General features: G+C 65.9%; 21 protein-coding genes and 1 riboswitch. Of the genes, 10 read left to right on the top strand and 11 right to left on the bottom strand.

Translation table 11 applies throughout. From position 1 onward, the window contains the following. From ACTXG5_RS00595 to ACTXG5_RS00585, 3 genes are read left to right on the top strand one after another with little or no spacing between them, the layout of a single operon-like run. Complete coding sequence (locus ACTXG5_RS00595) at positions 1-378, top strand: DUF742 domain-containing protein (protein ID WP_445161863.1); 378 nt, start codon at positions 1-3, stop codon at positions 376-378. Beyond that, positions 359-931, top strand: coding sequence for a GTP-binding protein (locus ACTXG5_RS00590; protein ID WP_445161862.1), 573 nt, complete (start codon positions 359-361; stop codon positions 929-931). Before ACTXG5_RS00595 ends, ACTXG5_RS00590 begins: the two co-directional genes overlap by 20 nt. A 5-nt stretch (positions 932-936) precedes the next feature. Then, positions 937-1,494 (top strand): pentapeptide repeat-containing protein, encoded by a 558-nt coding sequence (locus tag ACTXG5_RS00585; RefSeq protein WP_445161861.1) that lies wholly within the window; start codon positions 937-939, stop codon positions 1,492-1,494. Here the strand turns inward: ACTXG5_RS00585 and ACTXG5_RS00580 are convergent. The 3 genes from ACTXG5_RS00580 to ACTXG5_RS00570 form a co-directional block, all read right to left on the bottom strand. Next, positions 1,491-3,950, bottom strand: coding sequence for an ATP-binding cassette domain-containing protein (locus tag ACTXG5_RS00580; protein ID WP_445161860.1), 2,460 nt, complete (start codon positions 3,948-3,950; stop codon positions 1,491-1,493). The two genes, ACTXG5_RS00585 and ACTXG5_RS00580, sit on opposite strands and share 4 nt — an antisense overlap. Positions 3,951-3,954: 4 nt before the next feature. Further along, the gene (locus tag ACTXG5_RS00575) at positions 3,955-6,681 is read right to left on the bottom strand and encodes an ATP-binding cassette domain-containing protein (protein WP_445161859.1); all 2,727 of its coding nucleotides are present in this window, start codon (positions 6,679-6,681) and stop codon (positions 3,955-3,957) included. A gap of 62 nt (positions 6,682-6,743) precedes the next feature. Beyond that, positions 6,744-7,973, bottom strand: a complete 1,230-nt coding sequence (locus tag ACTXG5_RS00570; RefSeq protein ID WP_445161858.1) for an NADH:flavin oxidoreductase — start codon at positions 7,971-7,973, stop codon at positions 6,744-6,746. A 39-nt stretch (positions 7,974-8,012) separates the two neighbouring features. Between ACTXG5_RS00570 and ACTXG5_RS00565 the strand changes: the two genes are divergently transcribed. Beyond that, entirely contained in the window at positions 8,013-8,858 is an 846-nt protein-coding gene (locus ACTXG5_RS00565; protein WP_445161857.1) for a bifunctional methylenetetrahydrofolate dehydrogenase/methenyltetrahydrofolate cyclohydrolase, read from the top strand. Next, the gene (locus tag ACTXG5_RS00560) at positions 8,855-9,139 is read left to right on the top strand and encodes a DUF3017 domain-containing protein (protein WP_445161856.1); all 285 of its coding nucleotides are present in this window, start codon (positions 8,855-8,857) and stop codon (positions 9,137-9,139) included. Before ACTXG5_RS00565 ends, ACTXG5_RS00560 begins: the two co-directional genes overlap by 4 nt. Here ACTXG5_RS00560 and ACTXG5_RS00555 read toward each other — a convergent pair. After that, entirely contained in the window at positions 9,136-9,675 is a 540-nt protein-coding gene (locus ACTXG5_RS00555) for a DUF732 domain-containing protein (protein ID WP_445161855.1), read from the bottom strand. The genes ACTXG5_RS00560 and ACTXG5_RS00555 overlap by 4 nt on opposite strands. 270 nt (positions 9,676-9,945) lie before the next feature. Between ACTXG5_RS00555 and ACTXG5_RS00550 the strand changes: the two genes are divergently transcribed. Next, the gene (locus tag ACTXG5_RS00550; RefSeq protein WP_445161854.1) at positions 9,946-11,388 is read left to right on the top strand and encodes an FAD-binding protein; all 1,443 of its coding nucleotides are present in this window, start codon (positions 9,946-9,948) and stop codon (positions 11,386-11,388) included. A 14-nt stretch (positions 11,389-11,402) separates the two neighbouring features. On the opposite strand, the gene ACTXG5_RS00545 is transcribed toward ACTXG5_RS00550, so the two are convergent. The 4 genes from ACTXG5_RS00545 to ACTXG5_RS00530 all read right to left on the bottom strand — a co-directional run bounded on the left by ACTXG5_RS00545 (position 11,403) and on the right by ACTXG5_RS00530 (position 15,827). Next, positions 11,403-12,491 carry a hypothetical protein gene (locus ACTXG5_RS00545; protein ID WP_445161853.1) on the bottom strand — a complete coding sequence of 363 codons (1,089 nt, stop codon included), beginning with the start codon at positions 12,489-12,491 and terminating at the stop codon, positions 11,403-11,405. A gap of 87 nt (positions 12,492-12,578) precedes the next feature. Beyond that, positions 12,579-13,313, bottom strand: a complete 735-nt coding sequence (locus ACTXG5_RS00540) for a class I SAM-dependent methyltransferase (protein WP_445161852.1) — start codon at positions 13,311-13,313, stop codon at positions 12,579-12,581. Further along, entirely contained in the window at positions 13,310-14,449 is a 1,140-nt protein-coding gene (metX, locus tag ACTXG5_RS00535) for a homoserine O-acetyltransferase MetX (protein ID WP_445161851.1), read from the bottom strand. Before metX ends, ACTXG5_RS00540 begins: the two co-directional genes overlap by 4 nt. Positions 14,450-14,459: 10 nt before the next feature. Then, positions 14,460-15,827, bottom strand: coding sequence for a bifunctional o-acetylhomoserine/o-acetylserine sulfhydrylase (locus tag ACTXG5_RS00530; protein WP_445161850.1), 1,368 nt, complete (start codon positions 15,825-15,827; stop codon positions 14,460-14,462). A 38-nt stretch (positions 15,828-15,865) separates the two neighbouring features. Continuing rightward, a riboswitch (SAM riboswitch) is annotated at positions 15,866-15,987 on the bottom strand. 159 nt (positions 15,988-16,146) lie between these two features. On the opposite strand from ACTXG5_RS00530, the gene ACTXG5_RS00525 reads away from it, so the two are divergent. Next, a complete protein-coding gene (locus ACTXG5_RS00525) occupies positions 16,147-18,384 on the top strand; it encodes an NADP-dependent isocitrate dehydrogenase (protein ID WP_445161849.1) in 2,238 nt (745 codons plus the stop codon). Between the two features lie 39 nt (positions 18,385-18,423). Continuing rightward, positions 18,424-19,650, top strand: a complete 1,227-nt coding sequence (locus ACTXG5_RS00520) for an NADP-dependent isocitrate dehydrogenase (RefSeq protein ID WP_445161848.1) — start codon at positions 18,424-18,426, stop codon at positions 19,648-19,650. A 136-nt stretch (positions 19,651-19,786) separates the two neighbouring features. On the opposite strand, the gene ACTXG5_RS00515 is transcribed toward ACTXG5_RS00520, so the two are convergent. Next, entirely contained in the window at positions 19,787-20,587 is an 801-nt protein-coding gene (locus ACTXG5_RS00515) for an alpha/beta fold hydrolase (protein ID WP_445164625.1), read from the bottom strand. A gap of 127 nt (positions 20,588-20,714) precedes the next feature. On the opposite strand from ACTXG5_RS00515, the gene trpS reads away from it, so the two are divergent. Beyond that, on the top strand, positions 20,715-21,734 hold the full coding sequence (trpS, locus tag ACTXG5_RS00510; RefSeq protein WP_445161847.1) for a tryptophan--tRNA ligase: 1,020 nt from the start codon (positions 20,715-20,717) through the stop codon (positions 21,732-21,734). 8 nt (positions 21,735-21,742) lie between these two features. After that, positions 21,743-22,771, top strand: coding sequence for an inner membrane protein YhjD (gene yhjD / locus ACTXG5_RS00505; protein WP_445161846.1), 1,029 nt, complete (start codon positions 21,743-21,745; stop codon positions 22,769-22,771). Here yhjD and nagA read toward each other — a convergent pair. Continuing rightward, entirely contained in the window at positions 22,768-23,895 is a 1,128-nt protein-coding gene (gene nagA, locus ACTXG5_RS00500) for an N-acetylglucosamine-6-phosphate deacetylase (RefSeq protein WP_445161845.1), read from the bottom strand. The two genes, yhjD and nagA, sit on opposite strands and share 4 nt — an antisense overlap. Then, positions 23,886-25,256: a sugar porter family MFS transporter gene (locus ACTXG5_RS00495; protein ID WP_445161844.1), complete on the bottom strand. Its 1,371-nt coding sequence runs from the start codon at positions 25,254-25,256 to the stop codon at positions 23,886-23,888. Before ACTXG5_RS00495 ends, nagA begins: the two co-directional genes overlap by 10 nt. Between the last annotated feature and the right edge of the window lie 26 nt (positions 25,257-25,282).

Below are 25,282 nucleotides of genomic sequence, written 5' to 3'. Positions count from 1 at the left end.
ATGGACAAACGCGAACCCGGGCCGCCCGCACGTGAGGCGAGCCTGGTCCGTCCGTACACCCTGACGGCCGGGCGGACCGAGACCAAGGTCGACCTTCCGCTGGAAGCGCCGGTTCAGACGTTGCAGGCCGCCGGGCTGCCTCACCGGTGGCCGGCCGACGATACGAGAGGCAGGATCATCCAACTGTGTGTCACAAGCCCGTCCGTCGCGGAGATCTCGGCCCGGCTGAACCTCCCGGTCGGTGTCACGCGCGTACTGGTCGGTGATCTGGTCCTGTCCGGTTACCTTCGGGTGCATAGAACATTGACCGAGCAGTCGACCCGTGACGAGCGCCACGAACTCATAGGAAGGACGCTGCGTGGCCTTAAAGCACTCTGACGCCAGGGCCACCGCCTCGACGAAGATCGTCATCGCGGGCGGATTCGGCGCCGGCAAGACCACATTCGTCGGGGCGGTTTCGGAAATCATGCCGCTGCGCACCGAGGAGATTGTCACCGACGCCTCGGCCGGCGTCGACATGCTCGAGGCCACGCCCGACAAGCGGACCACCACGGTGGCGATGGACTTCGGCCGGATCACGCTCGACCGGGACCTGGTGCTCTACCTGTTCGGCACCCCCGGCCAGCGGCGGTTCTGGTTCATGTGGGACGACCTGGTCCGCGGCGCCATCGGCGCGATCGTCCTGGTCGACTGTCGCCGGCTGCAGGACAGCTTTGCCGCGGTCGACTTCTTCGAGCACCGCAACCTTCCGTTCCTGATCGCGGTCAACCAATTCGACGGTGCGCCAAGGTATCCCGCTGGAGCGGTACGCGAAGCGCTGACCCTGCCCCCGCACATTCCGGTGATCAACGTCGATGCCCGGGATCGCCGGTCGGCGACCGACGCGCTGATCGCGGTGAGCGAGTACGCGCTGCAGAGCCTGACGGCCTGACCGCGTTGCAGCAGTGGGCCGATCGCGAGTTCACGGGTCGTGATTTCCGGGACGATGACCTCAGCCGGTTGCGCACCGAACGGGTCGTGTTCACCGAATGCGATTTCAGCGGCGTCAACCTGTCCGAGTCGCAACACCGCGGATCGGCTTTCCGTAACTGCAGATTCGAGCGAACTACGCTGTGGCACAGCACATTTGCGCAGTGCAGCATGCTGGGGTCGGTCTTTGTGCAGTGCCGGCTGCGGCCGATAACGTTCGACGAGGTGGATTTCACGCTCGCGGCGCTCGGCGGCAACGACCTGCGGGGCGTCGACCTGAGCGGCTGCCGGCTGCGGGAGGCCAGCCTGGTGGAGACCGACCTGCGTAAGGCCGTGCTGCGCGGCGCCGACCTGGCGGGCGCGCGGACCACCGGTACCCGGCTCGATGACGCCGACCTGCGCGGCGCGATCGCCGATCCGGCGTTGTGGCGAACCGCCACGCTGGCGGGTGTGCGCGTGGACATCGCGCAGGCCATGGCGTTCGCACTGGCGCACGGGCTGCGCCTGGACGCCACAGCGGATTAGCGCCGCAGCCGGATGCGCCACCACACGATCACCGAATAGATCACCGACAGCGCGCCGAGCATCCCCATATCGAGCAGCCACGCACTGTCCGTGTGCGCCCAATGACTGTCCTTCGCGCCGATCGGTACCAGCGCCCGCAGATTGACCGTCGACGCGGATGCCGCATAGCCCCAGCGCGAGGGCATGAGCCAGGACAGCTGGTCGAGGAAGACCCGGCCGGTCACCGGAATCAGGCCACCGGCAAGCACCAGCTGCAGCATCAGCGACACCACCAGCAGCGGCATGATCTGCTCGTTGGACCGGGCGATCGACGACAGCACCAGGCCGAGAATCGCCGAGGCCACACAGGTCGCGGCGACGGTGACGAACAGCTCCAGGCTGGCATTCCCGAGCAGCAGCGCCGACTGTTTGGGTGCGCCCTTGCCCACCAGCACGATGCCCGTCGCGATCGCCGCCTGGGCGACGGCGAACGCGCAGAACACGGTGATCTTGGCGCTCAGGTAGGCCCCGGTGGACAGGCCGACGGCCTGCTCGCGCTGGAAGATGGGGCGCTCACCGATCAGATCGCGGATTGTCAACGCGGTACCCATGAAGACCGCGGCGATCGACAGCAGCGTCAGGATCTGCGCGGCCTCGTCGGGCGTCTCGCTGGTCGGGTCGGCGACGCCGAACCCGGTGGTGCCGGGAACGGTCAGCGACAACGCACCCAGAATGAACGGCAACAACGCCAGGAACGCGAAGTAGGCGCGGTCGGAGACGATCAAGCGAATCTGGCGGCGGGCGATCGTGGAGAACTGGCGAAGCATGCTGGTGCGCGCCGGGGCGCCCAGATCGGCCGGCGTCTCCGCCCGGACAGGTGGCGTGCGATCCTGCCGGGCCAAGAAACGGCGATTGGCTTCGTCGGGGTCGGCGCCGACCTTCCCGAAAATCTGGGCCCAGTTGGTGGTTCCCATCGCATCCCCGATCTGGTCGGGTGAGCCCAGGAACGCGATCTTGCCGCCAGGCGCCATCAGCAACACCTGATCGCAGACGTCGAGATAGGTCAGCGAGTGCGTGACGACCAGCACGACGCGGCCGGCGTCGGCCAGTTGCCGCAGCATCGTCATGACCTGCAGGTCCAGCGCCGGGTCCAGCCCCGAGGTCGGCTCGTCGAGGATCAGCAGCGACGGCCCGGTGAGCAATTCGAGGGCCACCGAGGCGCGTTTGCGCTGGCCGCCGGAGAGCTTGTCGACGCGGGTGTCGGCATGCGCCGTCAGTCCCAGCTCGTCGAGGACCTGGGCGACGACCTGGTCGCGGTCGGCCTTGCTGGTGTCCGGCGGCAGCCGCAGTTCGGCCGCGTAGCCCAGCGCCTGATTGACGGTCAACTGGCGGTGCACGACGTCGTCCTGGGGGACCATTCCGATCCTGCTGCGCAGCGAGGCGTACGCGGTGTGGATGTTGTGGCCCTCGAAGGTGACCGAGCCGGAGGTGGGGGTGGTGTAGCCGGCGATCAGCCGCGACAGTGTCGACTTGCCGGCGCCGGAACCGCCGATGATGGCTGTGAGCGTGCCGGGCCGCGCCGCCATTGAGATCTGCTGGAGCAGATCCTTCCCGTTGATGGCGAAGCCGACCTCGCGCACCTCCAGGCCGCCGGTGCGCGTCGCCGCTTCCTGGCGGCGGGCCAGCATGCCGGCGGTGAATACCAGGTCGACGTTGCCGATCGTGACGACGTCGCCGTCGGCAAGCAGTGCCGACCCGACCCGGACCCCGTTGACGAACGTCCCGTTGATGCTGTTCGCGTCGCGGATCTCGATGCCGGCGGGTGTCGGCTCCAACACGGCATGATGGCGCGACGCCAACACGTCGTGAATGACGATGTCGTTGTCGAGCTCGCGGCCGATCCAGGTGGTACCCGCGATCGGCCCCTGCAGATCCGATCCGGGTCCCACGACCTTCAGCACCCGGGTCGGAAACTGCGACATGTCGGTGCCCGCGGGTTGGGCCACCTGAGTCGCGTCCTGGGGTACGGCCTGGGTGGTCACGGTGGGCCGGACGATCGGCACGGCGGTGGTGTGTAGCACGTCGGTGGGCCGATCCAGGGAGCTCTCGGGCGGCGGGATCGCCGGGACCGCGTGCGTCGTCGGCGGGAGCAGGCCGACCGCCCCCTGATGGTGTCCGACCGCGAAGACGATCCGCGGTCCGTCGGGACCGCCCAGGTTGATGGTCTGGCCGTCGCGGATGTCGACCATCGGCACCCGGCGGCCGTCGACGAAGATGCCGCTGCGCGAATTGTTGTCCACCGCAACCCATCTGCCGTGATCGAAGCGCAGCAACAGGTGCGCGCGGGTGACCAGCGGATGCGCCACGCGTAGGTCGGCCCGCACGTCGCTTCCGACGATGACATCGCCTCCGGGCGCAAAACTGACTTCGGAACGGTTGGACCGCACCGTCAGCACCGGTTGCGCAGGGCTATTCATCAGTTCAGCGTCGTTTCAGCCGAATCTTCCACCAGACGATTGCGCTATAGGTTACGCACAGGACTCCGAGCATCGCCATATCGAACAGCCATGCGCTCTTGGTGTGATTCCAGTGCTGGTCTTTGGGGTCGGTCGGACCCGGTATCAGCCGGTGGGCGTCGATCGTCGACGCCGACGCCGCGAAGCCCCACCGGGCGGGGGTGGCCCACGACAACTGGTCGAGCACGATCCGGTCGGTCACCCAGATCATGCCGCCGGAGAACACCAGCTGGCTCATGATCGACACCACCAGCATCGGCATGATCTGGTCTTGGGATTGAGCCAGCGACGATAGCGCCATGCCGAGCAGTGCGGCACCCACGCAGGTCGCGGCCACGGTGACGAACAGCTCGAAGTTGACGTTGCCCAGGATTACGGCGTTGGAGATCGGTGTGCCCCAACCGATCACGGAGATCGCCGTGGCAATCGCCGCCTGAACAATCGCAAATGTCGAGAACACCACGATTTTGGCGCCCATGTAGGCCGCCGTCGACAGGCCGACCGCCTGCTCACGCTTGAAGATCGGACGCTCGCCGATCAGGTCGCGGATCGTCAGGGCGGTACCCATGAACACCGCGCCGACGTTGAGCATGACCAGAATCTGGTCGGGCTGAGCGGGGTTGTTGCCCAGCGGGTCGGACATGCCGTATCCGCTCTTGCCGCGAACGGTGAGGGTCAGGACACCGATGAGAAACGGCAACAGCGCGAGGAACACCGTGTAGCCGCGGTCGGAGATCACCAGCCGAATCTGGCGTCGCGCAATCGTGGAGAACTGGCGCAGCACGTCGGTGTGTACCGGTTCGCCCAAATCGGCAGCCGGACTGTGTTCGGAGGGAACGGCCGGCAGCTGGTGCTGGTTTTCGGCCAGGAAGCGGCGGTTGGCCTCGTCGGGGTCGGCGCCCACCTTGGCGAAAATGTCCGCCCAGTTGCTGGTCCCCATCGCCGCACCGATCTGGCTGGGCGGACCGAGGAACGCCGTCTTGCCGCCGGGGGCGACCAGCAGCAACTGATCGCAGACGTCGAGGTAGGACACCGAGTGCGTGACGATCAGCACCACGCGGCCGGCGTCGGCCAGCTGGCGCAGCATCATCATCACCTGACGGTCCAGCGCCGGGTCCAGCCCGGTGGTGGGTTCGTCGAGGATCAGCAGCGACGGTCCGGTAAGCAATTCCAGCGCCACCGAGGCACGTTTGCGCTGTCCGCCGGACAGCTTGTCGACCCGGGTGTCGGCGTGTTTGGTCAGCTCGAGTTCCTCGAGCACCTGGGACACCACCTGCTCGCGGTCGGCCTGGCTGGTGTCGGGCGGCAGCCGCAGTTCGGCCGCGTAGCCGAGTGCCTGGTTGACGGTCAGCTGGCGGTGCACGACGTCGTCCTGGGGGACCATTCCGATCCGGCTGCGCAGCGAGGCGTACTCGGTGTGGATGTTGTGACCCTCGAAGGTCACCGAGCCGGAGGTGGGGCTCGTGTAGCCGGCGATCAGCCGCGACAGCGTGGTCTTGCCGGCGCCGGACCCACCGATGATGGCGGTCAGGGTGCCGGGGCGGGCGGTCAGCGAGATGTGGTCGAGCAGCTGCTTTTTCCCCTGGTCGACGGTGTAGCAGACCGAGTTCACCTCCAGGCCGCCGGTGCGCGTGGCCGCTTCGGTGCGCCGGACCAGGGTGTCCCGGGTGAAGACCAGGTCGACGTTGCCGATCGTGACCACGTCGCCCTCGGTCAGCACCGCGGAACCGACGCGGACACCGTTGACGAAGGTCCCGTTGATGCTGTGCGCATCCCGGATCTCGGTGCCGAGCGGCGTCTGGGTCAAGAACGCGTGATGGCGCGACGCCAGGACGTCCTGGATGACGATGTCGTTGTCGGTGGCGCGGCCGATCGTGAGCGCGCCCGACGGTTTCTGCAACGCCCCGGACCGTGACGGCAACAACGCTTGGAACATCTTCGTCGCGAGGTTCGACACCTCAGGCGGTTTGGCTTCCACGGGCGACATCTGCGTCTGCGGTGAGGCAGGCATGGGCGCCACACCGGACTTCTGCGGCGGCGGATAGTTGGGCGGGGCGCCGCCCGGATAAACGGGCGGTCGCGCCACCGAAGTCGGATATATCGGTTGCCCCGGTGGTCCCGGTTGCCCCGGTGGTCCCGGTTGCCCCGGTGGTCCCGGTGGTCCCGGTGGCGCCGGCCACTGACCGGGCGGGCCGGGATGCGGTCGCGGCGGCGGCGACGCGCTCCAGGCGATCGGGCGCGCAGGCGGCGGTCCGGGCGGAGCAGCAAGCGGATGACCCGGCTGCCCCGACGCCTGTGACGCCGGCCACGCCATTGCGGAGGGCTGAGGCGCCATTGCGATACCCATCGACTCGGTCCGCGGCGGGCGCCCGGCCATTCCCTGGTGGTGTCCGACCGCGAAGGTCAGCAACGGCCCGTCCGGGTTTCCGATGTTGATGCTCTGACCGTCATGGATATCGATTACCGGCACCTTGCGGCCGTTGGCGAAAGACCCGTTGAGGGAACTGTTGTCGATCGCCAGCCACCGGCCCTGGTCGAAGCGCAGCAACAGATGAGCACGCGAAATCAAGGGGTGCGTGATGCGCATGTCGGCTCGCAGATCGCGTCCCACCACCACGTCGTGACCTGCCGCGAAGGTGCGTTCCGACCCGTCGTACCGAACGGTTAACGTCGGCGCGGCTGGTGCATTCATCGCCACAACTCTAGCTCGTGGACCTCATTGACCATTCGCGCCAATGCGGCACGTCGGGCCCTTTATGCGACTGAGTCGGGCGCTCCCGTGACGACACAGCGGGTACGGGTGTAGATGGTCGGCATACACCGATTGCAGTGCGTGCACGCCGAATGGACGCTGTGGTGGGTGCCGTCGGCGGCGAGTCGATTGATCAAATCCGGTTCGGCCAGCAGCGCCCGGGCCATCGCGACGAACTCGAATCCCTCGGCCATCGCGAGGTCCATCGTCTCCCGGCTGGTGATGCCACCGAGCAGGATCAGCGGCATCGACAGCTCGTCGCGAAACAGCTTGGCATCGCGCAGCAGATACGCCTCGCGGTAAGGGTATTCGCGCAGGAACTTTTTGCCCGTCATGCGCATGCCCCAGCTCAGCGGCGGCTTGAAGGCTCCGGCGAACTCTTTGAGCGGTGCGTCGCCGCGGAACAGATACATCGGGTTGACCAGCGAGCTGCCCGCCGTCAGTTCGATCGCATCCAGCGCGCCGTCGTCCTGAAGCCACTTCGCGGTGATCAGCGACTCTTCGGTGCTGATCCCGCCGCGGACCCCGTCGGCCATGTTGAGCTTGGCGGTGACGGCGATCGGCGTGCCCTCTTTGTCCACGGCGCGGCGAACCGCCAGCACCATCCCGCGGGCAAGTTTGGCCCGGTTCTCCAGTGATCCACCGAACTCGTCGTCGCGACGGTTGATCAGCGGAGACAGGAACGCACTCGCCAAATAGTTGTGGCCCAAATGAATTTCGACGGCGTCGAAGCCGGCTTCCATGGCGAACCGGGCCGCGTTGGCGTGCCCGGCGATCACGTCCTCGATGTCGTCGCGGGTTGCCTTCTTGGCGAACCGCATGCCGATCGGGTTGAAGAACCGCACCGGCGCCAGCGCCTTGGCCTTGTTGGACTTGGCATTGGCGACCGGACCCGCGTGGCCGATCTGCGCGCTGACCGCTGCTCCTTCGGCGTGGATCGCGTCGGTCAGCCGGCGCAGCCCGGGCACCGCCTCGGGGCGCATCCAAAGTCCGTTGCCCTCGGTGCGTCCGCCGGGGGAGACGGCGCAGTAGGCGACGGTCGTCATGCCGACCCCGCCGGCGGCCGGCAGTCGGTGGTATTCGATCAGGTCGTCGCTCACCAGCCCACCGGGCGTACGCGCTTCGAACGTGGCCGACTTGATGGTCCGGTTGCGCAGCGTTATCGGTCCGAGCTTGGCGGGACTGAACACATCGGGAACCGGCTCTGTCTGAGGGTGCAGGTCAGCAGCCATGTCAGGAGCGTAGACCTCGGCCATGGAAGACTGTGAGACGTGGGCGCAATCACACTGGACGGCAAGGCCACCCGCGACGAGATCTTCGTCGACCTCAAGGAACGGGTGGCCGCACTGACCGCGGCGGGTCGTACGCCCGGGCTGGGCACCATCCTGGTCGGCGACGATCCGGGCTCCCAGGCCTACGTGCGCGGCAAGCATTCGGACTGCGCGAAGGTGGGCATCACCTCGATACGCCGCGATCTGCCTGCCGACATCTCTACGGCCAAGTTGAACGAGACGATCGACGAGCTGAACGCCAACCCCGACTGCACCGGTTACATCGTGCAGTTGCCGCTGCCCAAACAGCTCGACGAGAACGCGGCGCTGGAGCGCGTCGATCCCGCCAAGGACGCCGACGGGCTGCACCCGACCAACCTGGGCCGGCTGGTGCTCAACAACCCGGCCCCGCTGCCGTGCACCCCGCGCGGCATCGTGCACCTGTTGCGCCGCTACGACGTCGAGATCGCCGGGGCGCACGTGGTCGTGATCGGCCGCGGTGTCACGGTCGGTCGGCCATTGGGTCTGCTGCTGACGCGCCGATCCGAGAACGCGACGGTGACGTTGTGCCACACCGGAACTCGCGACTTACCGGCGTTGACCAGGCAGGCCGACATCATCGTCGCCGGCGTCGGCGTTCCGCACCTGCTGACCGCCGACATGGTGCGCCCGGGCGCCGCGGTGCTCGACGTCGGCGTCAGTCGCACTGAGGACGGGCTGGTCGGCGATGTGCACCCGGACGTGTGGGAGGTTGCCGGCCACGTGTCGCCCAACCCCGGCGGCGTCGGCCCGCTGACCCGGGCTTTCCTGCTGACGAATGTGGTCGAGTTGGCTGAGCGGCAATGAGTTTGGCGAAGACCGCAGCGAAAGCCCAGTGGCCGATCCTGCTGGTCGGGCTGATCTTCACTACGGCTTTCGCGTTGGTGGGCGCCAACTTCTGGCGCCGTGGCTCCCTGCTCATCGGCATCGCTGTTGGCGTCGCCGCAGTCTTGCGGGTGGTGCTATCCGATGATCGCGCCGGCCTTTTGGTGGTGCGCAGCAAGGGCATTGACTTCGCGACGACCGCGACGGTCGGGGCGGCGATGGTCTATATCGCGTGGACCATCGATCCCCTTGGTACGGGCTAAATCCCCGGGCCGGCAATCTGCGGCAGCCCCGGCATTCCCGCGCCGGGCATTCCCGCGCCCGGCATTCCCGGTATACCCGCGCCCGGCATTCCCATACCCGGCATACCGCCGGGCATTCCGGGCATTCCGGGCATACCGCCGGGCATGTTGGGCATGTTGCCGCTGGCCAAGTTCGCCATCGCCTGCGGGCAGTACGTCTGAATTGCGATCGTGGTGAACACCTGCGCCATCCTCGGTGACATGCCCTGGTGTCTGATGCTCGACACGGCCCCGGCGAAGCTGCCGCCGGGCTGGGCCAGCATCGGGCAGACGGATTCACCCACGGCCATCGCGTTTCCCGGTTGGCCGAAGTCGACGCCGGCGTGGTTCAGCGAGTCGATGAATTCGTCGTCTTGGTGCGCATCCGCCTCGGCCGGAGGTGCCCCAAAGGCCGCCGCCACGGTCAGCAGGCCGGCCACCGCGGTCAGCAAGCGGATCGTCAGGGGTTGATGGCGAAACGTCCAGACCCAACCGTTCGCAGCGGCAACTGCTTTCATGGACAGCTTCCCCATCTGTCGCGGAGTGCTCTTAGGGCACTCAAATCACTCTAGGAAGACTGCTCGATGGCTGTCACGTTTAGAACACGGGACGATCAAGGTTTGCACACTATGCGTTTCATGAGCGCGACGCATCTGAGACATCGATTATTGCGCGGAAGCTGTTACAAAAGAGGAGGGATCGGGTGCTGGGCAATCGAAGCCACACTGTGATCTGACACGTGCTGTGCCGCCGGAAATTTCAGTGAGAAATGGTTAAGAATCCGGCTCATGGATCCTGGGATCTCGCGGCAAACGTTTCTTCGAGGCGCCGTTTCAATGTTGGCGACGGGAGCGGTGTTCGGGACCACGCGTGCTGCCGCGGACCCCGGCGCCGCCACCGCCGGCTGGAATGGCTTGGCCTCCACCATTGGCGGCAGCGTCCTGCTGCCGGCCAGTGGCGCCCAATTCGCTTCGAGCAAGCAGGTATTCAACTCGTTCTACAACAACTCCAGCCCGGCGGCCGTCGTCAGGGTGTCCTCGCAAGCCGACGTTCAAAAGGCGGTTGCATTCGCGACGGCGAACAAGCTCAAGATCGCACCGCGCGGCGGTGGGCATTCCTACGTCGGCGCGTCGAGCGCCAACGGGACGATGGTGCTTGACCTGCGCGGACTTCCGGGCGGGGCGAACCTCGACGGCGGCAACGTCACGGTAACGCCGGCGACGAATCTGTGGGCGGTACATCAGGCGTGCGCCAGCGCCGGTCGCGCGGTCCCGACGGGCAGTTGCCCAACCGTCGGAGTCGCGGGGCTGACGCTCGGCGGGGGGATAGGAGCCGATTCCCGGCATGCCGGGCTGGCTTGCGACGCGCTTCAGTCGGCCACGGTGGTGCTTCCGAGCGGCGACGTGGTCACCGCGTCCGCCAACGATCATCCGGATCTGTTCTGGGCACTTCGTGGCGGCGGCGGCGGCAATTTCGGGGTGACGACATCGATGACCTTCGCGACCTTCGGCACCGGAGACACCGACATTGTCCGGCTCGATTTCGCCCCGTCGTCGGCTGTCCAGGTGCTCGTCGGCTGGCAGTCCTGGCTGGACGGAGCCGACCGAAATGCTTGGGCCATGGTCGATCTCGCGGTCGGTACGGGCCAGCCCGACTGCCATATCCTGGCGACCTGCCCGGCCGGCGGCGCGGCAGGGATGGCCGACGCGATCAAATCCGCAGTCGGTTTGCAGCCCAGCGCGGTGACCAACAAGACGATGAACCGAATGGACCTGGTGACGTATCTGGCCGGTGGCAGCTCGACATCACCGCCGCGCGGCTTCGTGGCCGGATCCGACGTGATCACCACGTTGAATTCGGCTGCGGCCCATGCTGTCGCCACCGCGATCGGCCAATGGCCCGCCTCCGGCGGAAGGGCTTCATTGCTCGTTGATCCGCTCGGCGGAGCCATCGCCGACGTGGCCCCCGGGGATTCGGCCTTCCCGTGGCGTAAACAGTCCGCGGTGCTGCAGTGGTACGTCGAGCCCGCGGCCAACCAGCTGTCAGCGGCCACTCAGTGGCTGAGCTCCGCCCACCAAGCGGTACAACAGTTTTCGGTTGGCGGGTACGTCAATTACCTGGAGCCCAACAGCGCGGCGTCACGCTACTTCGGCTCGAATCTGTCGCAACTGACCAGCGTGCGGCAGAAGTACGACCCCAACCAGATCATGTTCTCCGGTCTGAAATTCTGAGCACCCCGCTGGTCTCACCACCTCAGCGGCACACAAGTCGGAACCCAACCGTCGAAAATCGCGACCGGCACCGGGCCGTAGGCTCTGGGATGCCACGCTTTGGGGACGGCGCCACCTTTCCAGTCGAACCAGAAAAACGGGACCTCGGCTAGCCACACCTCAAAGAACGCGCTCAGCAGATCCCGGGCCAGGTGGGATGCCGGACACCGATGCGGGCCTCCGCCAAAACTCCAATTCCGATGCGAGCCATCCAGTTTCATGTCCTGACCTGACATCACGTCGGACTCGTCGCGGTGAACCAGACCGACACACAATTCGACAGGGGACCTGGCTGGGATCGTCGTTTCGCCGATCGTCACACTGCGAGTGGTGATTCGTGAAACGGTCTTCGCCCCACCATCCAGCCGCAGCAGCTCCTCGATGAAATCACCTTGCCGGCTTGGGGTTTCGCGTAGCTCCTGCTGAAGCATCGGCTTTCGCGCCAGCACCGCGAGTCCGGCCTTGATAGGGAATGACGCGAACATGAAACCGCGGACCACCGACCCCATCAGTCCGATTATCTCTTCGTCGGTGACGGGTTCGGTGGCCAGGCGGCTGATCACATCAAAGCCACCCAGCGGCGCCCGGCGAAGCTTCCCAATCAGCGCCGGGGTGACCGCTTCGAGACCAATGTTCGCCGGCAGCCCGCACGCCGACACGGCTGCTGCGTGACAAAGAGCGTCAGCGGCACGCGCACCATCGCAGCGGTCAAGTTTCGTCGCGATCTCGCCGATGCCATCATCGATGAGCACACGCACGGGCTTCAACATTTCCCGCGAACTGCCCGGATTGAGCAGCTCCAGCAAGATTTCCCGGTACGGGCCGAACGGTGGATTGCCGGGCATCAATTCACCCTGGCGGCTGGCGAAGACTTCGCCATCACGCATGGCGGCGAGTACATCGTCGCGGCGCCATAACACGTAGGTGCCGTGCGGCTCCCGCAATACTCTTTGACCGGCCCGCTCGGCGGCGGCCCGCCACTCCCGATACCCCGCGGCTGCATCCTCGTCGGAGCGCATGACTTCCCGCGCGGCCGCAGCGGCCTCGACACCGGACCCGGTCATCGCGCACCACCGACTTTCACGATCGGCGGCCGCCGCGAACCACGCACCAACGGCGCCACCTGCAACTCCAACGCCGCCACTCTATCCTCAGCCGGCCAGCGCCGCCCGGATGCACACGGTGACGTAGGGCATCGCCAAGCCGGTCGAATTCGCCAGCGCCGGATGGGTGGCCAGCAACTCGCGCACCTGGTCGAGGGTTTGGGTGCGGACGTCGGCCGGGGACGTGATGCAGTAGCTGCGTGAGGCCACCAAGTCGATCAACGCCTGCGGCGTAAGGTAATTCGTCCATTCGACCTGATGGCGCTGTCGCTCGGCGAACGGTGGCGGCAGCGTCACGTCGAAGCGACGCCCGTCCCCATCGCTGCCGATGATCTGGCCGAGCTCGCGCACCCAGCCCAGCCGCTCGTCGCGGGTGTTCCACACCAGGCCCAGCCGGCCGCCGGGTCGCAACACGCGGGCTATCTCCGGAATCGCCCGTTCCGGATCCACCCAGTGCCAGGCCTGGGCGACCAGCACGGCGTCAACGCTGTTGTCCTCCAACGGAATCTCTTCGGCGGTGCCCAGCAGTGCACGGGTTTCCGGCAGCGAGGCGCGGAGCACTTCGAGCATGTCCGGAATCGGGTCCACGGCCACGACGTCAAGGCCACGTTCCACCAGGCGGGTGGTCAGCTTGCCGGTACCCGCACCCAGGTCGAGCACTTTGCGGGCGCCTCGGGGCAGCAGCCAGTCGATCGCCTCGGGTGGATACGACGGGCGTCCACGTTCATAAGCTGCGGCCGCCGAACCGAACGACAGGGAGCGGTCGTCCCGAGACCGTGTCATCGCCGACACACGCCTTCATTCGCGGCCAAATCCAGTGTCTTGCGGATCAATTCACCCACCGCATCGGTTGCCACGAGAAAGCCGTCATGCCCGCAGGCAGATTCGACAACCTGTAGCCCAGTGCAGCCCGGCAGCAGCTCGGCCAGCTCCTGCTGCAGGCGCAGCGGATAGAGCCGGTCGGAGGTGATGCCACCGACCACGGCCGGTACCGGGCACCTGCGCAACGCTTTATCAACCCCGCCGCGGCCGCGGCCGACGTCGTGACTGTTCAGCGTCTCGGTCAGGATCACGTAACTGCCGGCGTCAAAACGGGCCAGGATCTTGTCACCCTGATGCTCCAGGTAGCTCTGCACCGCGTAGCGCCCACCGTGCGACGGTTCCTCGTCGCCTTGGCTGTCGTTGCCGAACCTGGTGTCGAGCTCGACTTCGCCGCGGTAGGTCAGGTGTGCGAAGCGGCGCGCGATCGCCAGCCCGGCATCCGGGGTGCGGCCGGTGTCGTGGTAGTCGCCACCCTGCCAATTCGGGTCGGCCTTGATCGCCGCGATCTGGGTGGTCTGGGTGCCGATCTGGTCGGCGGTGGCACGGGCGCCGACGGCCAGCAGCAATCCGGCCCGAACCCGGTCGGGGTGGCCGACCATCCATTCCAAAGCCCTTGCGCCGCCCATGGATCCGCCGACGACGGCGGCAACCTGGCTGATACCCAGCGCGTGCAGTGCGGCGATGTCCGCCTCCACCTGGTCGCGCACGGTGATCAGCGGAAATCGGGAGCCCCACGGCTTTCCGTCTCGGGCAAGAGAACTCGGCCCGGTAGAGCCGCGGCACCCGCCCAGCACATTGGTGGCTACCGCACACCATCGGTCGGTGTCGATCGGTGCGCCCGGCCCCGCGACTCCGTCCCACCAGCCGGGCGTGGGATGCCCGGGCCCGGCAGAGCCGGTGATGTGGGAATCGCCGGTGAGGGCGTGCAGTACCACCACCACGTTGTCGCGCGTCGGTGATAGCTCACCCCAGCGCTGCACGGCGATAGAGACGTTGTCGATGACCGCGCCGCTTTCCGTGGTCATCGAGCCGATGTCGACCAGGCCGACCTCGCCTTCGGCGGGCAGCGTTTGCGTGGGGACGTCAAAAATCGTCATGTCAAAGTCCTCAGAAGGCGGCCACGGCCTGCGGGTCGCCACTGGCACCGGCGGACGCACCGAATTTCCGTGCCGCGGCGAAGCCGAGCTCGAGATCGGCCAAGATGTCGTCGATGCCCTCGATGCCGACGGCCAGCCGCACCAGCCCGGGGGTAACGCCGGTGGTCAGTTGCTCGGCGGGGCTCAGCTGCGCGTGGGTGGTCGATGCCGGATGAATCACCAGCGAGCGCACGTCGCCGATGTTGGCGACGTGGCTGTGCAGTTGCAGCGCGTTCACGAACGCCTTCCCGGCCTCGATGCCACCGGCCAGTTCGAACGCCAGCACGGCGCCGGTTCCCTTGGGCGCCAACTTCTTTGCCAGCTCATGCCACGGTGAGCTGGGTAGCCCCGCGTAGTTGACGGACAGCACGCCGTCGTGACCCTCCAGGAATTCGGCGACCCGTTGCGCGTTGGCGACGTGGCGCTCGATCCGCAGGCTCAGCGTCTCCAGGCCTTGGGCCACCAAGAACGCGTTGAACGGTGCGGCCGCAGACCCGTAGTCGCGCAGCAATTGCACCCGCGCCTTGAGAGCGAATGCCGGCGGTCCCAGCTCCGCGAAAACCACACCGTGGTAGCTGGGGTCGGGCGTCGTGAATCCGGGGAAGCGGCCCTGCGTCCAGTCGAAGGTGCCCCCGTCGACGATGACTCCGGCGATCGCCGAGCCGTGCCCGCCCAGGTACTTGGTGGCGGAGTGCACCACGATGTCGGCGCCCTGCGTGAACGGCTGGATCAGGTAGGGAGTGGCAATGGTGTTGTCGACGATCAGCGGCACACCGTTGGCGTGGGCAACCCCGGCGACCCCGGGAGTGTCCAGGATGTCGATCTGCGGGTTGGAGATCGTCTCCGCGAAGAAGGCCTTGGTGTTGGGCCGTACCGCCGCCTGCCACGAGTCCAGATCGTCGGGATCCTCGACGAAGCTGGTCTCGATGCCGAGCTTGGCCAGCGAATAGTGGAACAGGTTATAAGTGCCGCCGTAGAGGCGCGGGCTGGACACAATGTGATCGCCGGCACCCGCGAGGTTCAATATGGCGAATGTCTCAGCGGCTTGCCCGGAGCTCAAGAACAGCGCGGCGACGCCGCCCTCGAGCGCGGCGATGCGCTGTTCGACAACATCGGTGGTCGGGTTGCCGATCCGGGTGTAGATGTTGCCCGGGACTTCGAGCCCGAACAGGGCCGCGGCGTGGGTGGTGTCGTCAAAGACGTACGACGTGGTCTGGTAGATCGGCAGCGCGCGCGCGTTGGTGGCCGGGTCGGGCTGCTGGCCGGCATGAACCTGCTTGGTTTCGAAGGACCAATGCGCAGTCGGATCCGTCTCGTTCTCGGTGTTGTCGGTGGTCACCTTACGTTTCCCTGTCTACTCAGGGGCCCGTCATGGCGGACCCGCGCTTGCCGGATAGCCGGTCGTATGGCTACTCAACCTGGTCATCACCCGGGGCACCCCACCGCGGTTGGAGGGTTGCCGGCCAGCAAGCCGGGGCTTGATGCTGGCGCTCATGACCAATACAAAGATTATCTTACTGTGTCGACTCCTCGCCAACGCGCGGTGCACATACAGGTCGACACCTGCTTAAACGCCCTTGATAACGTGGCAGCCAGAACGCTGAGCCCCCCAGAGGATCTGGACCGATATTGGAAATATTGACGCCGGGAGAGGGACCGTGAGCGCCGAAAAGCCGACCGTCATCTACACGTTGACCGACGAAGCGCCGTTGCTGGCGACTTACGCCTTCCTGCCGATCGTGCGCGCCTTTGCCGAGCCGGCGGACATCGAGATCAAGACCAGTGACATCTCCGTGGCGGCTCGGATTCTCGCCGAGTTCCCCGAGGACCTGACCGACGAGCAGCGGGTGCCGGACAACCTCGGCGAACTGGGCAAGCTGGCGAAGTTGGCCGACACCAATATCATCAAGCTGCCGAACATCAGCGCCTCGGTGCCCCAGCTGATCGCCGCCGTCAAGGAGCTGCAGGGCAAGGGATTCAAGATTCCGGAATATCCGCAGAGTCCGAAGACCGACGCGGACAAGGAAATCCGCGACCGCTACGCCAAGTGCCTTGGTAGTGCGGTCAACCCGGTACTGCGGCAAGGAAACTCGGACCGCCGCGCGCCCAACGCGGTCAAGGAGTACGCGCGCAAGCACCCGCACAGCATGGCGGACTGGTCCCAGGCGTCGCGCACCCATGTCGCGACCATGAGGCACGGCGACTTCTACCACGGCGAAAAGTCGATGACGGTGGACCGCGCGCGCAACGTGAAGATGGAGCTACAGAGCAAAAGCGGCAAGACGATCGTGCTCAAGCCCATGGTGTCGCTGCGCGACGGCGACATCATCGACAGCATGTTCATGAGCCGCAAGGCCCTCTGCGAGTTCTACGAGGCGGAGATGGAGGACGCCTACAAGACCGGCGTGATGTTCTCACTGCACGTCAAAGCGACAATGATGAAGGTATCCCACCCCATCGTCTTCGGTCACGCCGTCAAGATCTTCTACAAGGATGCCTTCGCCAAGCATCAGGAGCTGTTTGACGAACTCGGCGTCGACGTCAACAACGGATTGGTTGACCTCTACAACAAGATCGAATCGCTGCCCGCCACACAGCACGACGAGATCATCCGCGATCTGCACGCCTGCCACGAACACCGCCCCGAGCTGGCCATGGTCGATTCGGCCAAGGGCATCACCAACTTCCATTCGCCCAGCGACGTCATCGTGGATGCGTCGATGCCGGCAATGATCCGTGCCGGCGGCAAGATGTGGGGCGCCGACGGGCGGCAGAAGGACACCAAGGCAGTCAACCCCGAATCAACGTTTTCCCGGATCTACCAGGAGATCATCAACTTCTGTAAAACCCACGGGCAGTTCGATCCGACCACGATGGGCACCGTGCCCAACGTCGGCTTGATGGCACAGCAGGCCGAAGAGTACGGCTCGCACGACAAGACGTTCGAGATCCCCGAAGACGGCGTCGCCAACATCGTCGACCTCGACACCGGGGATGTCCTGCTGTCGCAAAACGTGGAAGCCGGCGACATCTGGCGCATGCCCATCGTCCGGGACGAGCCGATCCGCGACTGGGTCAAGCTGGCCGTCACCCGGGCACGAAACTCGGGCATGCCAGTGGTGTTCTGGCTGGACGTGTGGCGCCCGCACGAAAGCGAATTGCGCAAGAAGGTGAACACCTACCTTGCCGACCACGACACCGAAGGCCTCGACATTCAAATCATGTCGCAGGAACGAGCTATGCGGCACACGATCGAGCGCGCGATGCGCGGGCAGGACACCATCGCGGCGACCGGAAACATCCTGCGCGACTACCTGACCGACCTGTTCCCGATCCTCGAGCTGGGCACCAGCGCCAAGATGCTGTCCATCGTGCCGTTGATGGCCGGCGGCGGAATGTATGAAACCGGAGCCGGCGGTTCAGCGCCTAAGCACGTCCACCAACTTGTCGAGGAAAATCATCTGCGCTGGGATTCCCTCGGTGAATACCTTGCTCTGGGAGCGTGTTTCGAAGACCTCGGTATCAAGACCGATAACGAGCGCGCCCGGATTCTGGGCAAGACGCTGGATGCCGCGATCGGCAAGCTGTTGGAGAACAATAAGAACCCGTCGCGCAAGACCGGTGAACTCGACAACCGCGGCAGCCAGTTTTACCTGGCGCTGTACTGGGCCCAGGAACTTGCCGCGCAAAACGACGACGAAGAGTTGCGCAACCATTTCGCCGCGCTGGCCGACTCCTTGGGCCAGAACGAGGACGCCATCGTGGCCGAATTTGCCAAGGTGCAGGGCGAGACGGTCGACATCGGCGGCTACTATCAGCCGGACACCGAGAAGACGACGGCAGTCATGCGGCCGAGTAAGACGTTCAATGAAACGCTAGCGGCGTCGCAAGGCTGAGGCCGTAACGGACCCCGCAAGGAGGAAGTCGGCGTCGATATGTCCAACGCACCCAAGATCAAAGTCGAGGGTCCCGTAGTGGAACTCGACGGCGACGAGATGACCCGCGTCATCTGGAAGCTGATCAAGGACATGCTGATCCTCCCGCACCTCGACATCAATCTGGACTACTACGACCTGGGCATCGAGCACCGCGACCGCACCGACGACCAGGTGACGATCGACGCGGCCTATGCCATCAAGAAGCACGGCGTGGGCATCAAGTGCGCGACGATCACCCCCGACGAGGCACGGGTCCACGAGTTCAACTTGAAGAAGATGTGGCTCTCGCCGAACGGGACGATCCGAAACATCCTGGGCGGCACCATTTTCCGAGAGCCGATTGTGATCTCCAATGTCCCGCGCCTGGTTCCGGGCTGGACCAAACCGATCGTGATCGGCCGTCACGCTTTTGGTGACCAGTACCGGGCGACCAACTTCAAAGTCGACCGGCCCGGCACCGTCGCAATAACTTTCACTCCCTCAGACGGCAGCAAGCCGATCGTGCACGAGATGGTGTCCATCCCCGAACACGGCGGCGTCGTGATGGGGATGTACAACTTCAAGGACTCCATCCGCGACTTCGCGCGCGCCTCGTTCGCCTACGGCCTGAACGCCAAATGGCCGGTGTACCTGTCCACCAAGAACACCATCCTCAAGGCCTACGACGGCATGTTCAAAGACGAATTCCAGCGCATCTACGACGAGGAATTCAAAGAGCAGTTCGAAGCCGAAGGTCTCACCTACGAGCACCGGCTGATCGATGACATGGTCGCCGCCTGCCTGAAGTGGGAGGGCGGCTACGTGTGGGCCTGCAAGAACTACGACGGCGACGTCCAGTCGGACACCGTCGCGCAGGGCTACGGCTCACTGGGCCTGATGACCTCGGTACTGATGACCGCCGACGGCAGGACGGTCGAGGCCGAAGCCGCCCACGGCACCGTCACCCGGCACTACCGGCAGTACCAGGCCGGCAAGCCCACCTCGACGAACCCGATCGCCTCGATCTTCGCCTGGACGCGGGGGTTGCAGCACCGCGGCAAGCTGGACAAGACGCCGGAGGTGATCGACTTCGCCCAGAAGGTGGAAGAGGTCGTCATCGGCACCGTCGAAAGCGGGAAGATGACCAAGGACCTCGCCATCCTCATCGGTCCAGACCAAAAGTGGCAGCAGAGCGAGGAGTTCCTGGGTTCGATCGCCGACAACCTGAAGAAAGCGCTCGACTAGGCCCCCCGCGTCGAGTGTGAACTCTGGGCTTCGCGGGTGACACCAGGGCGGGATTCAGGCGATTTGTCCGCCCGCTGTGCACGCTGAACGCCCAGGTTTCACACGCGTTCGGGTCGCACCTGAAGAAAGCGCTCGACTAACTGGCCGGTGGGTTGACGGCCTGCCGCGACGGCTGGGTGCACTGATCGAGGAACTCCACGATTACCTCGGTGACCCGGCCGGGCGCTTCGAACATCGGAACATGACCGACGCCGTCGAGCGTGGTCACCGTCGCTCCCTCGGGCAGGAACTCGGTGAAGTGTCGGCTGAACCGGCGCGGCGGGACCACGCGATCCTTCTCGCAAAGCACCACATGCGCCGGGACCGCGGTGTGCGCCAGCTCCCGCAATCCCGGCAGAAACAGCGATTTGATCAACATCTGGAAGTAGGCCGGGCAGTGGGCGGCGTCATCGACGATGGCGCTCAATTGGCGCTCGCTGACACCGTCCGGCGATCCGCTCAGCGGCAGGGTGGCCAGCAGGCGGCTGAAGGGCAGGCGCAGCGTGCGTTGGCCGAGCAACCGGGTCAACAGCAAAATCGGCATTCCGGCGACGAACTTGCCGATCACCTCGAATTTGACCGGGCTCCAGCGCGTCCAGCCGCCGGCCGCGGCGACGCCGGTGACGCTGCGCGCCCGGCCGCGCCGCTCGAGCTCGTAGGCGACCCAGCCGCCCAGCGAGTTGCCCACGATGTGAGCGGTATCCCAGCCCAGTTCGTCGAGCTGTTGTTCCACGTGGTCGGCCAGCACCGACGAGCTGAGCAGCCAGGTGCCTGCCGGCGGTCCACCGTTGTGGCCGGCCATCGTCGGGGCGAACACCTCGTAGCGGCCGGTATCGGCCAGCTGCTGGGCCACCGCCTCCCACACTGCCTGGGATAACAGGAAGGGGTGCAGCAGCAGGACCGGCTCTCCAGAACCGAGGTGGATCGGCGCACGACGTCGCATAGTGCCGACAATAAAGGTGGTACCGCCGGTACCGCAAGCAACGGCACGGCCGGGAAACCACGCGTGAAAAGATCGACACATCATGAGCACCGCAACCGGACCCAGCCGGATTTTCTCCGGCGTGCAGCCCACGTCTGATTCACTTCACCTCGGCAACGCACTGGGCGCGATCACCCAATGGGTCGCGCTACAGGATGACTACGACGCCTTCTTCTGCGTGGTTGACCTGCACGCGATCACCGTCCCGCAGGATCCCGAGGCGCTGCGACGGCGGACCTTGGTCACCGCCGCCCAGTACCTGGCGCTGGGGATCGACCCCGCCCGCAGCACCGTCTTCGTGCAGAGCCAGGTTCCCGCCCACACCCAGTTGGCGTGGGTGCTGGGCTGCTTCACCGGCTTCGGGCAGGCGTCGCGGATGACGCAGTTCAAAGACAAGTCGCTGCGCCAGGGCGCTGACTCCACCACCGTCGGCCTGTTCACCTATCCGGTGTTGCAGGCCGCCGACGTGCTGGCCTACGACACCGATCTGGTCCCCGTGGGTGAGGACCAGCGGCAGCACCTCGAACTGGCGCGCGACATCGCGGAGCGTTTCAACAGCCGCTTCCCGGACACGTTCGTCGTCCCCGACATGCTGATTCCGAAGGCCACCGCGAAGATCTACGATCTGGGCGACCCGACGTCGAAGATGAGCAAATCGGCGGCCACCGACGCCGGGTTGATCAACCTGCTCGAAGATCCGGCGTTGTCCGCCAAGAAGATTCGCTCGGCCGTGACCGACAGCGAGCGCGAGATCCGCTTTGACACCGAGGCCAAGCCGGGAGTGTCGAACCTGCTGACCATCCAATCGGCGGTGACTGGGGTCGGCATCGACAAGCTCGTCGACGGCTACGCCGGGCGCGGCTACGGCGATCTGAAGAAGGAGACCGCCGAGGCCGTCGTCGAGTTCGTCGCCCCGATCAAGGCCCGCGTCGACGAATTGACGGCGGACCTCGCCGAATTGGAGGCGGTGCTGGCGGCCGGAGCCGAGCGCGCCGACGAAGTCGCCGGGAAAACGGTGCGGCGGGTTTACGATCGGCTGGGGTTCCTTCCGCACCGGAGGTAAAGGCGTTCATGACCGAGCCGGCCAAGCCAGGGGTCCTTGACCGGTTGCGGGCCCGGTTCGGCTGGCTCGACCACGTGATACGCGCTTACCAGCATTTCGACGAGCGCAGCGGCGGCTTTTTCGCGGCCGGTCTGACCTACTACACGATCTTTGCGCTATTTCCTTTGCTGATGGTCAGTTTCGCGGCGGTCGGATTCGTGCTGAGCCGGGATCCGTCGCTGCTGAAGACGATTGACGATCACATCCGCGCGGCGGTGACCGGCGCGCTGGGTCAGCAATTGATTGACCTGATGAACTCGGCGATCAACGCGCGCGCGTCGGTCGGTGTGATCGGACTGGCCACCGCGGCCTGGGCCGGTCTGACCTGGATGTCGCATCTGCGGGCCGCGGTGACGGAGATGTGGGGGGAGCAGCAACCGGATTCCCCGGGTTTCGTGCGCAACAAGCTCTCCGACCTGATCGCGATGTTCGGGACCTTCGTGGTGATCGTGGCCACGATTGCCCTCACCGGGCTCAGCCACGCCGCGCCGATGCGATCGATACTGAAATGGTTTGGCGTACCCGAGTTTTCGGTGTTCGGCGAGATCTTCCGGGGCATTTCGATATTGGTATCGCTGCTGGTGTCGTGGATGCTGTTCACCTGGATGATCGGCCGGCTGCCGCGGCACAGGGTCAACCTGGTTGACTCCGCGCGGGCCGGCTTGCTGGCGGCGGTCGGCTTCGAGTTGTTCAAGCAGGTTGCGTCGATTTACCTGCGGGTCGTGCTGCGTAGTCCGGCGGGAGCGACGTTCGGGCCGGTGTTGGGCTTGATGGTGTTCTCTTACATCACCGGTTATCTCGTGCTCTTCGCCACCGCCTGGGCCGCTACCCTTTCCAATGATCCGCGCAGCAAGTATGCCCACCCTCCGGCGCCGGCCATTATCGCTCCGCGGGTCCTGCTGGACGAGGGGATCAGCACGCGTCAGACGCTGACCGCGATGGCGATGGGAGCCGTTGGCGCACTGGCCTTTTCCCGGCTGACCCGCTGGCGGCGTTAGCACCAACCGCCGCGCACCATGACGGCGCTGACCTGCAAATCACGATCCAATACAACAAGATTGGCGTTGTAGCCGGCGCGCAGGACGCCCACCTGGTCAAGGCCGAGCGCCCGCGCCGGCGTCGCCGAGGTCATCTGTACCGCGTCGGCCAGCGCCGCATCGGCGTCCGGGCCGAGTCGAGAAACCGTGCGGAACAGCTGATCCATCGTGGCGGTGCTGCCGGCGATCGCCGACGTTGCGCGCACCCGGGCCACACCGGATTCCACGTCGATCGCGACCGCGCCAAGCCGATACGCTCCATCGTCACATCCGGCCGCGGCGATGGCGTCGGTGATGACGGCTACCCGGTCGGGCCCGGCGGCTCCGAGGACCGCGCGCACCATGGCGGGGTGCACGTGCACGCCGTCGGCGATCAGTTCGAGGGTCACGCCCGGGGCCTCGAGCAACGCGAGCGCCGGCCCGGGTTCGCGGTGATGCAGGGGCGGCATCGCGTTGAACAGATGCGTGCCGACCGTGGCGCCCAGAGCGATCGCCTGCCGGGTCTGCTCGTAGGTCGCGTCGGTATGTCCCACGGCGACAACGACACCCGCATCCAGACATCGCCGGATCGCCTCGCTGCTTCCCGGCCGCTCGGGTGCCAGCGTGACCATCCGGATCGCGCCGGCCCCGGCGGCCAGAACGTCGTCGACCTCGGCGGGCTCGGGGTCGCGCATCTGGGTGGGCTCGTGTGCTCCGCACCGTGCGGCGGACAGCCACGGCCCCTCCAGATGGATCCCCGCGACGATGCCCGCTCGGGTGGCGTCGGCGAGGGCACGCACACCCGCGATCAGCTGGTCGGGTGCGGCGGTGACCAGGCTGGCCAGCGTCGTAGTGGTGCCGTGCCGGCGGTGAAACTGCGCGGCTTGGGCGATGTGTCCGGCGTCCAGGTACGAGGCGCCGCCGCCGCCGTGCACATGCATGTCGATAAATCCAGGCACCACAATGCAATCCGAGAAATCCTGGTCGGGCGGCCCGGGCGGCGCACCGGCCCCGCAGGCGAGGATCTGCGCACCGGCGGCCTGTAGCCATCCCGGCCGGCAGATCTGGCCGTCGAGTACGACGGTGCCCGCGCGGATCAGGGGCACGGGTCTTCCCAGCGGCCCCCGTTTTCCCAGAAGTGCCGAATCTCCTCGAGCTGACGTCCCTTTGTCTCCGGCGCATACCGGTAGACGAAGCCGAAAGCGAACACCGCGAGGAACGCGAACACCGCGAAAGTCCCGGCGCCGCCAAGTGAATGCAGCATGGTCAGAAAGACTGCGGCGATGATCGCGTTGGCGATCAAGTTGGAGGTGAGCATGGCGCTCGACCCGATGGACCGCAGCCGCGTGGGGAAGCTTTCGCTGGCGTACACCCAGCCCAGGGAGCCGAAACCGAGTGTGTAGCCGATGATGAACAACACTATGCCGGCAAGTCCGAGGGCAGCGCCGCCGAGGCCCCGGGCGAACACCGCCGACAACACGATGTCGGCGACGATCATCATGGCGATGCCGCACAACAGGATTGGGCGCCGGCCCACCCGGTCGACGAGTGTCAGTGCGACGCCCACCGCGGCCAAACCGGCGACCTGGACCAGCGCCGGCAGGCCCAGCAGCGCGAAATTGCCGGTGAATCCCAGGGCTTCGAATATTCGGGGGCTGTAGTAGATGATCGCGTTGATGCCGGTGATCTGGAGCAGAAAGCCGAGCGTAATGACGAAGATGGTGGCCCGTAAATACGGCGGCCGCAGCATCTCGGAGATGCCGCCTCCGAAACCGGACGAGCCTTCGCTGAGCGCGCGGCCGATCTCGGCAAGCTCCTCGTCGGCATTCGCGGCGGGCTCCACCCGCAGCAGCGCGCGGCGGGCGTCATCGACCCGCCCTTTGAGCAGGTACCACCGAGCCGTATCGGGCAGCCGAATCACCAACGGCAGCAACAGCATCACGGGCACTACAGCCAGCCCCAACATCAATCGCCAGCTGTGGGTGTCTGCCAACAGGTAGCCGGTGAGGTACCCGACGATAAGTCCGCTGACGATCGTCAGTTGATAGGTCGTCAGCAGCGCGCCGCGCACCGCCGCCGGAGCCGATTCCGCCACGTAAACCGGAACCACCACCACCATCACACCGATGGTGGTGCCCAACAGCAGTCGTGCCGCCAGCAGCATCGGAAATGCGACCGAGAACGCACCCAGCAGCGCGAACGCCGCATAGGCCACCAGGATCAGCACGATCGATTTTTTTCGACCGATCGCATTGGCGAGCACGCCGGCGCCAAGCGCTCCGGCTATCTGCCCAATCACCACCATCGTCGTGAGCAGTTCTTGTTGGGATGTGGTGAGTCCGAAGTCCTCGGTGACGAACAGCTGCGCTCCGGCGATGATGGACAGGTCGTACCCGTAAATGACGCCGACACTGGCGCCGGTGAGCCCAACGCGCGAAGAACCACCCAGCCGACCGGCTTCAGTCATCTCGGTGAGCTTAGTGTCGCGGGATC

The organism is Mycobacterium sp. Dal123C01 (assembly GCF_052566995.1).
The sequence above is the reverse complement of the archived record's forward strand: the minus strand, read 5'-3'. Positions and strand labels throughout refer to the sequence as shown.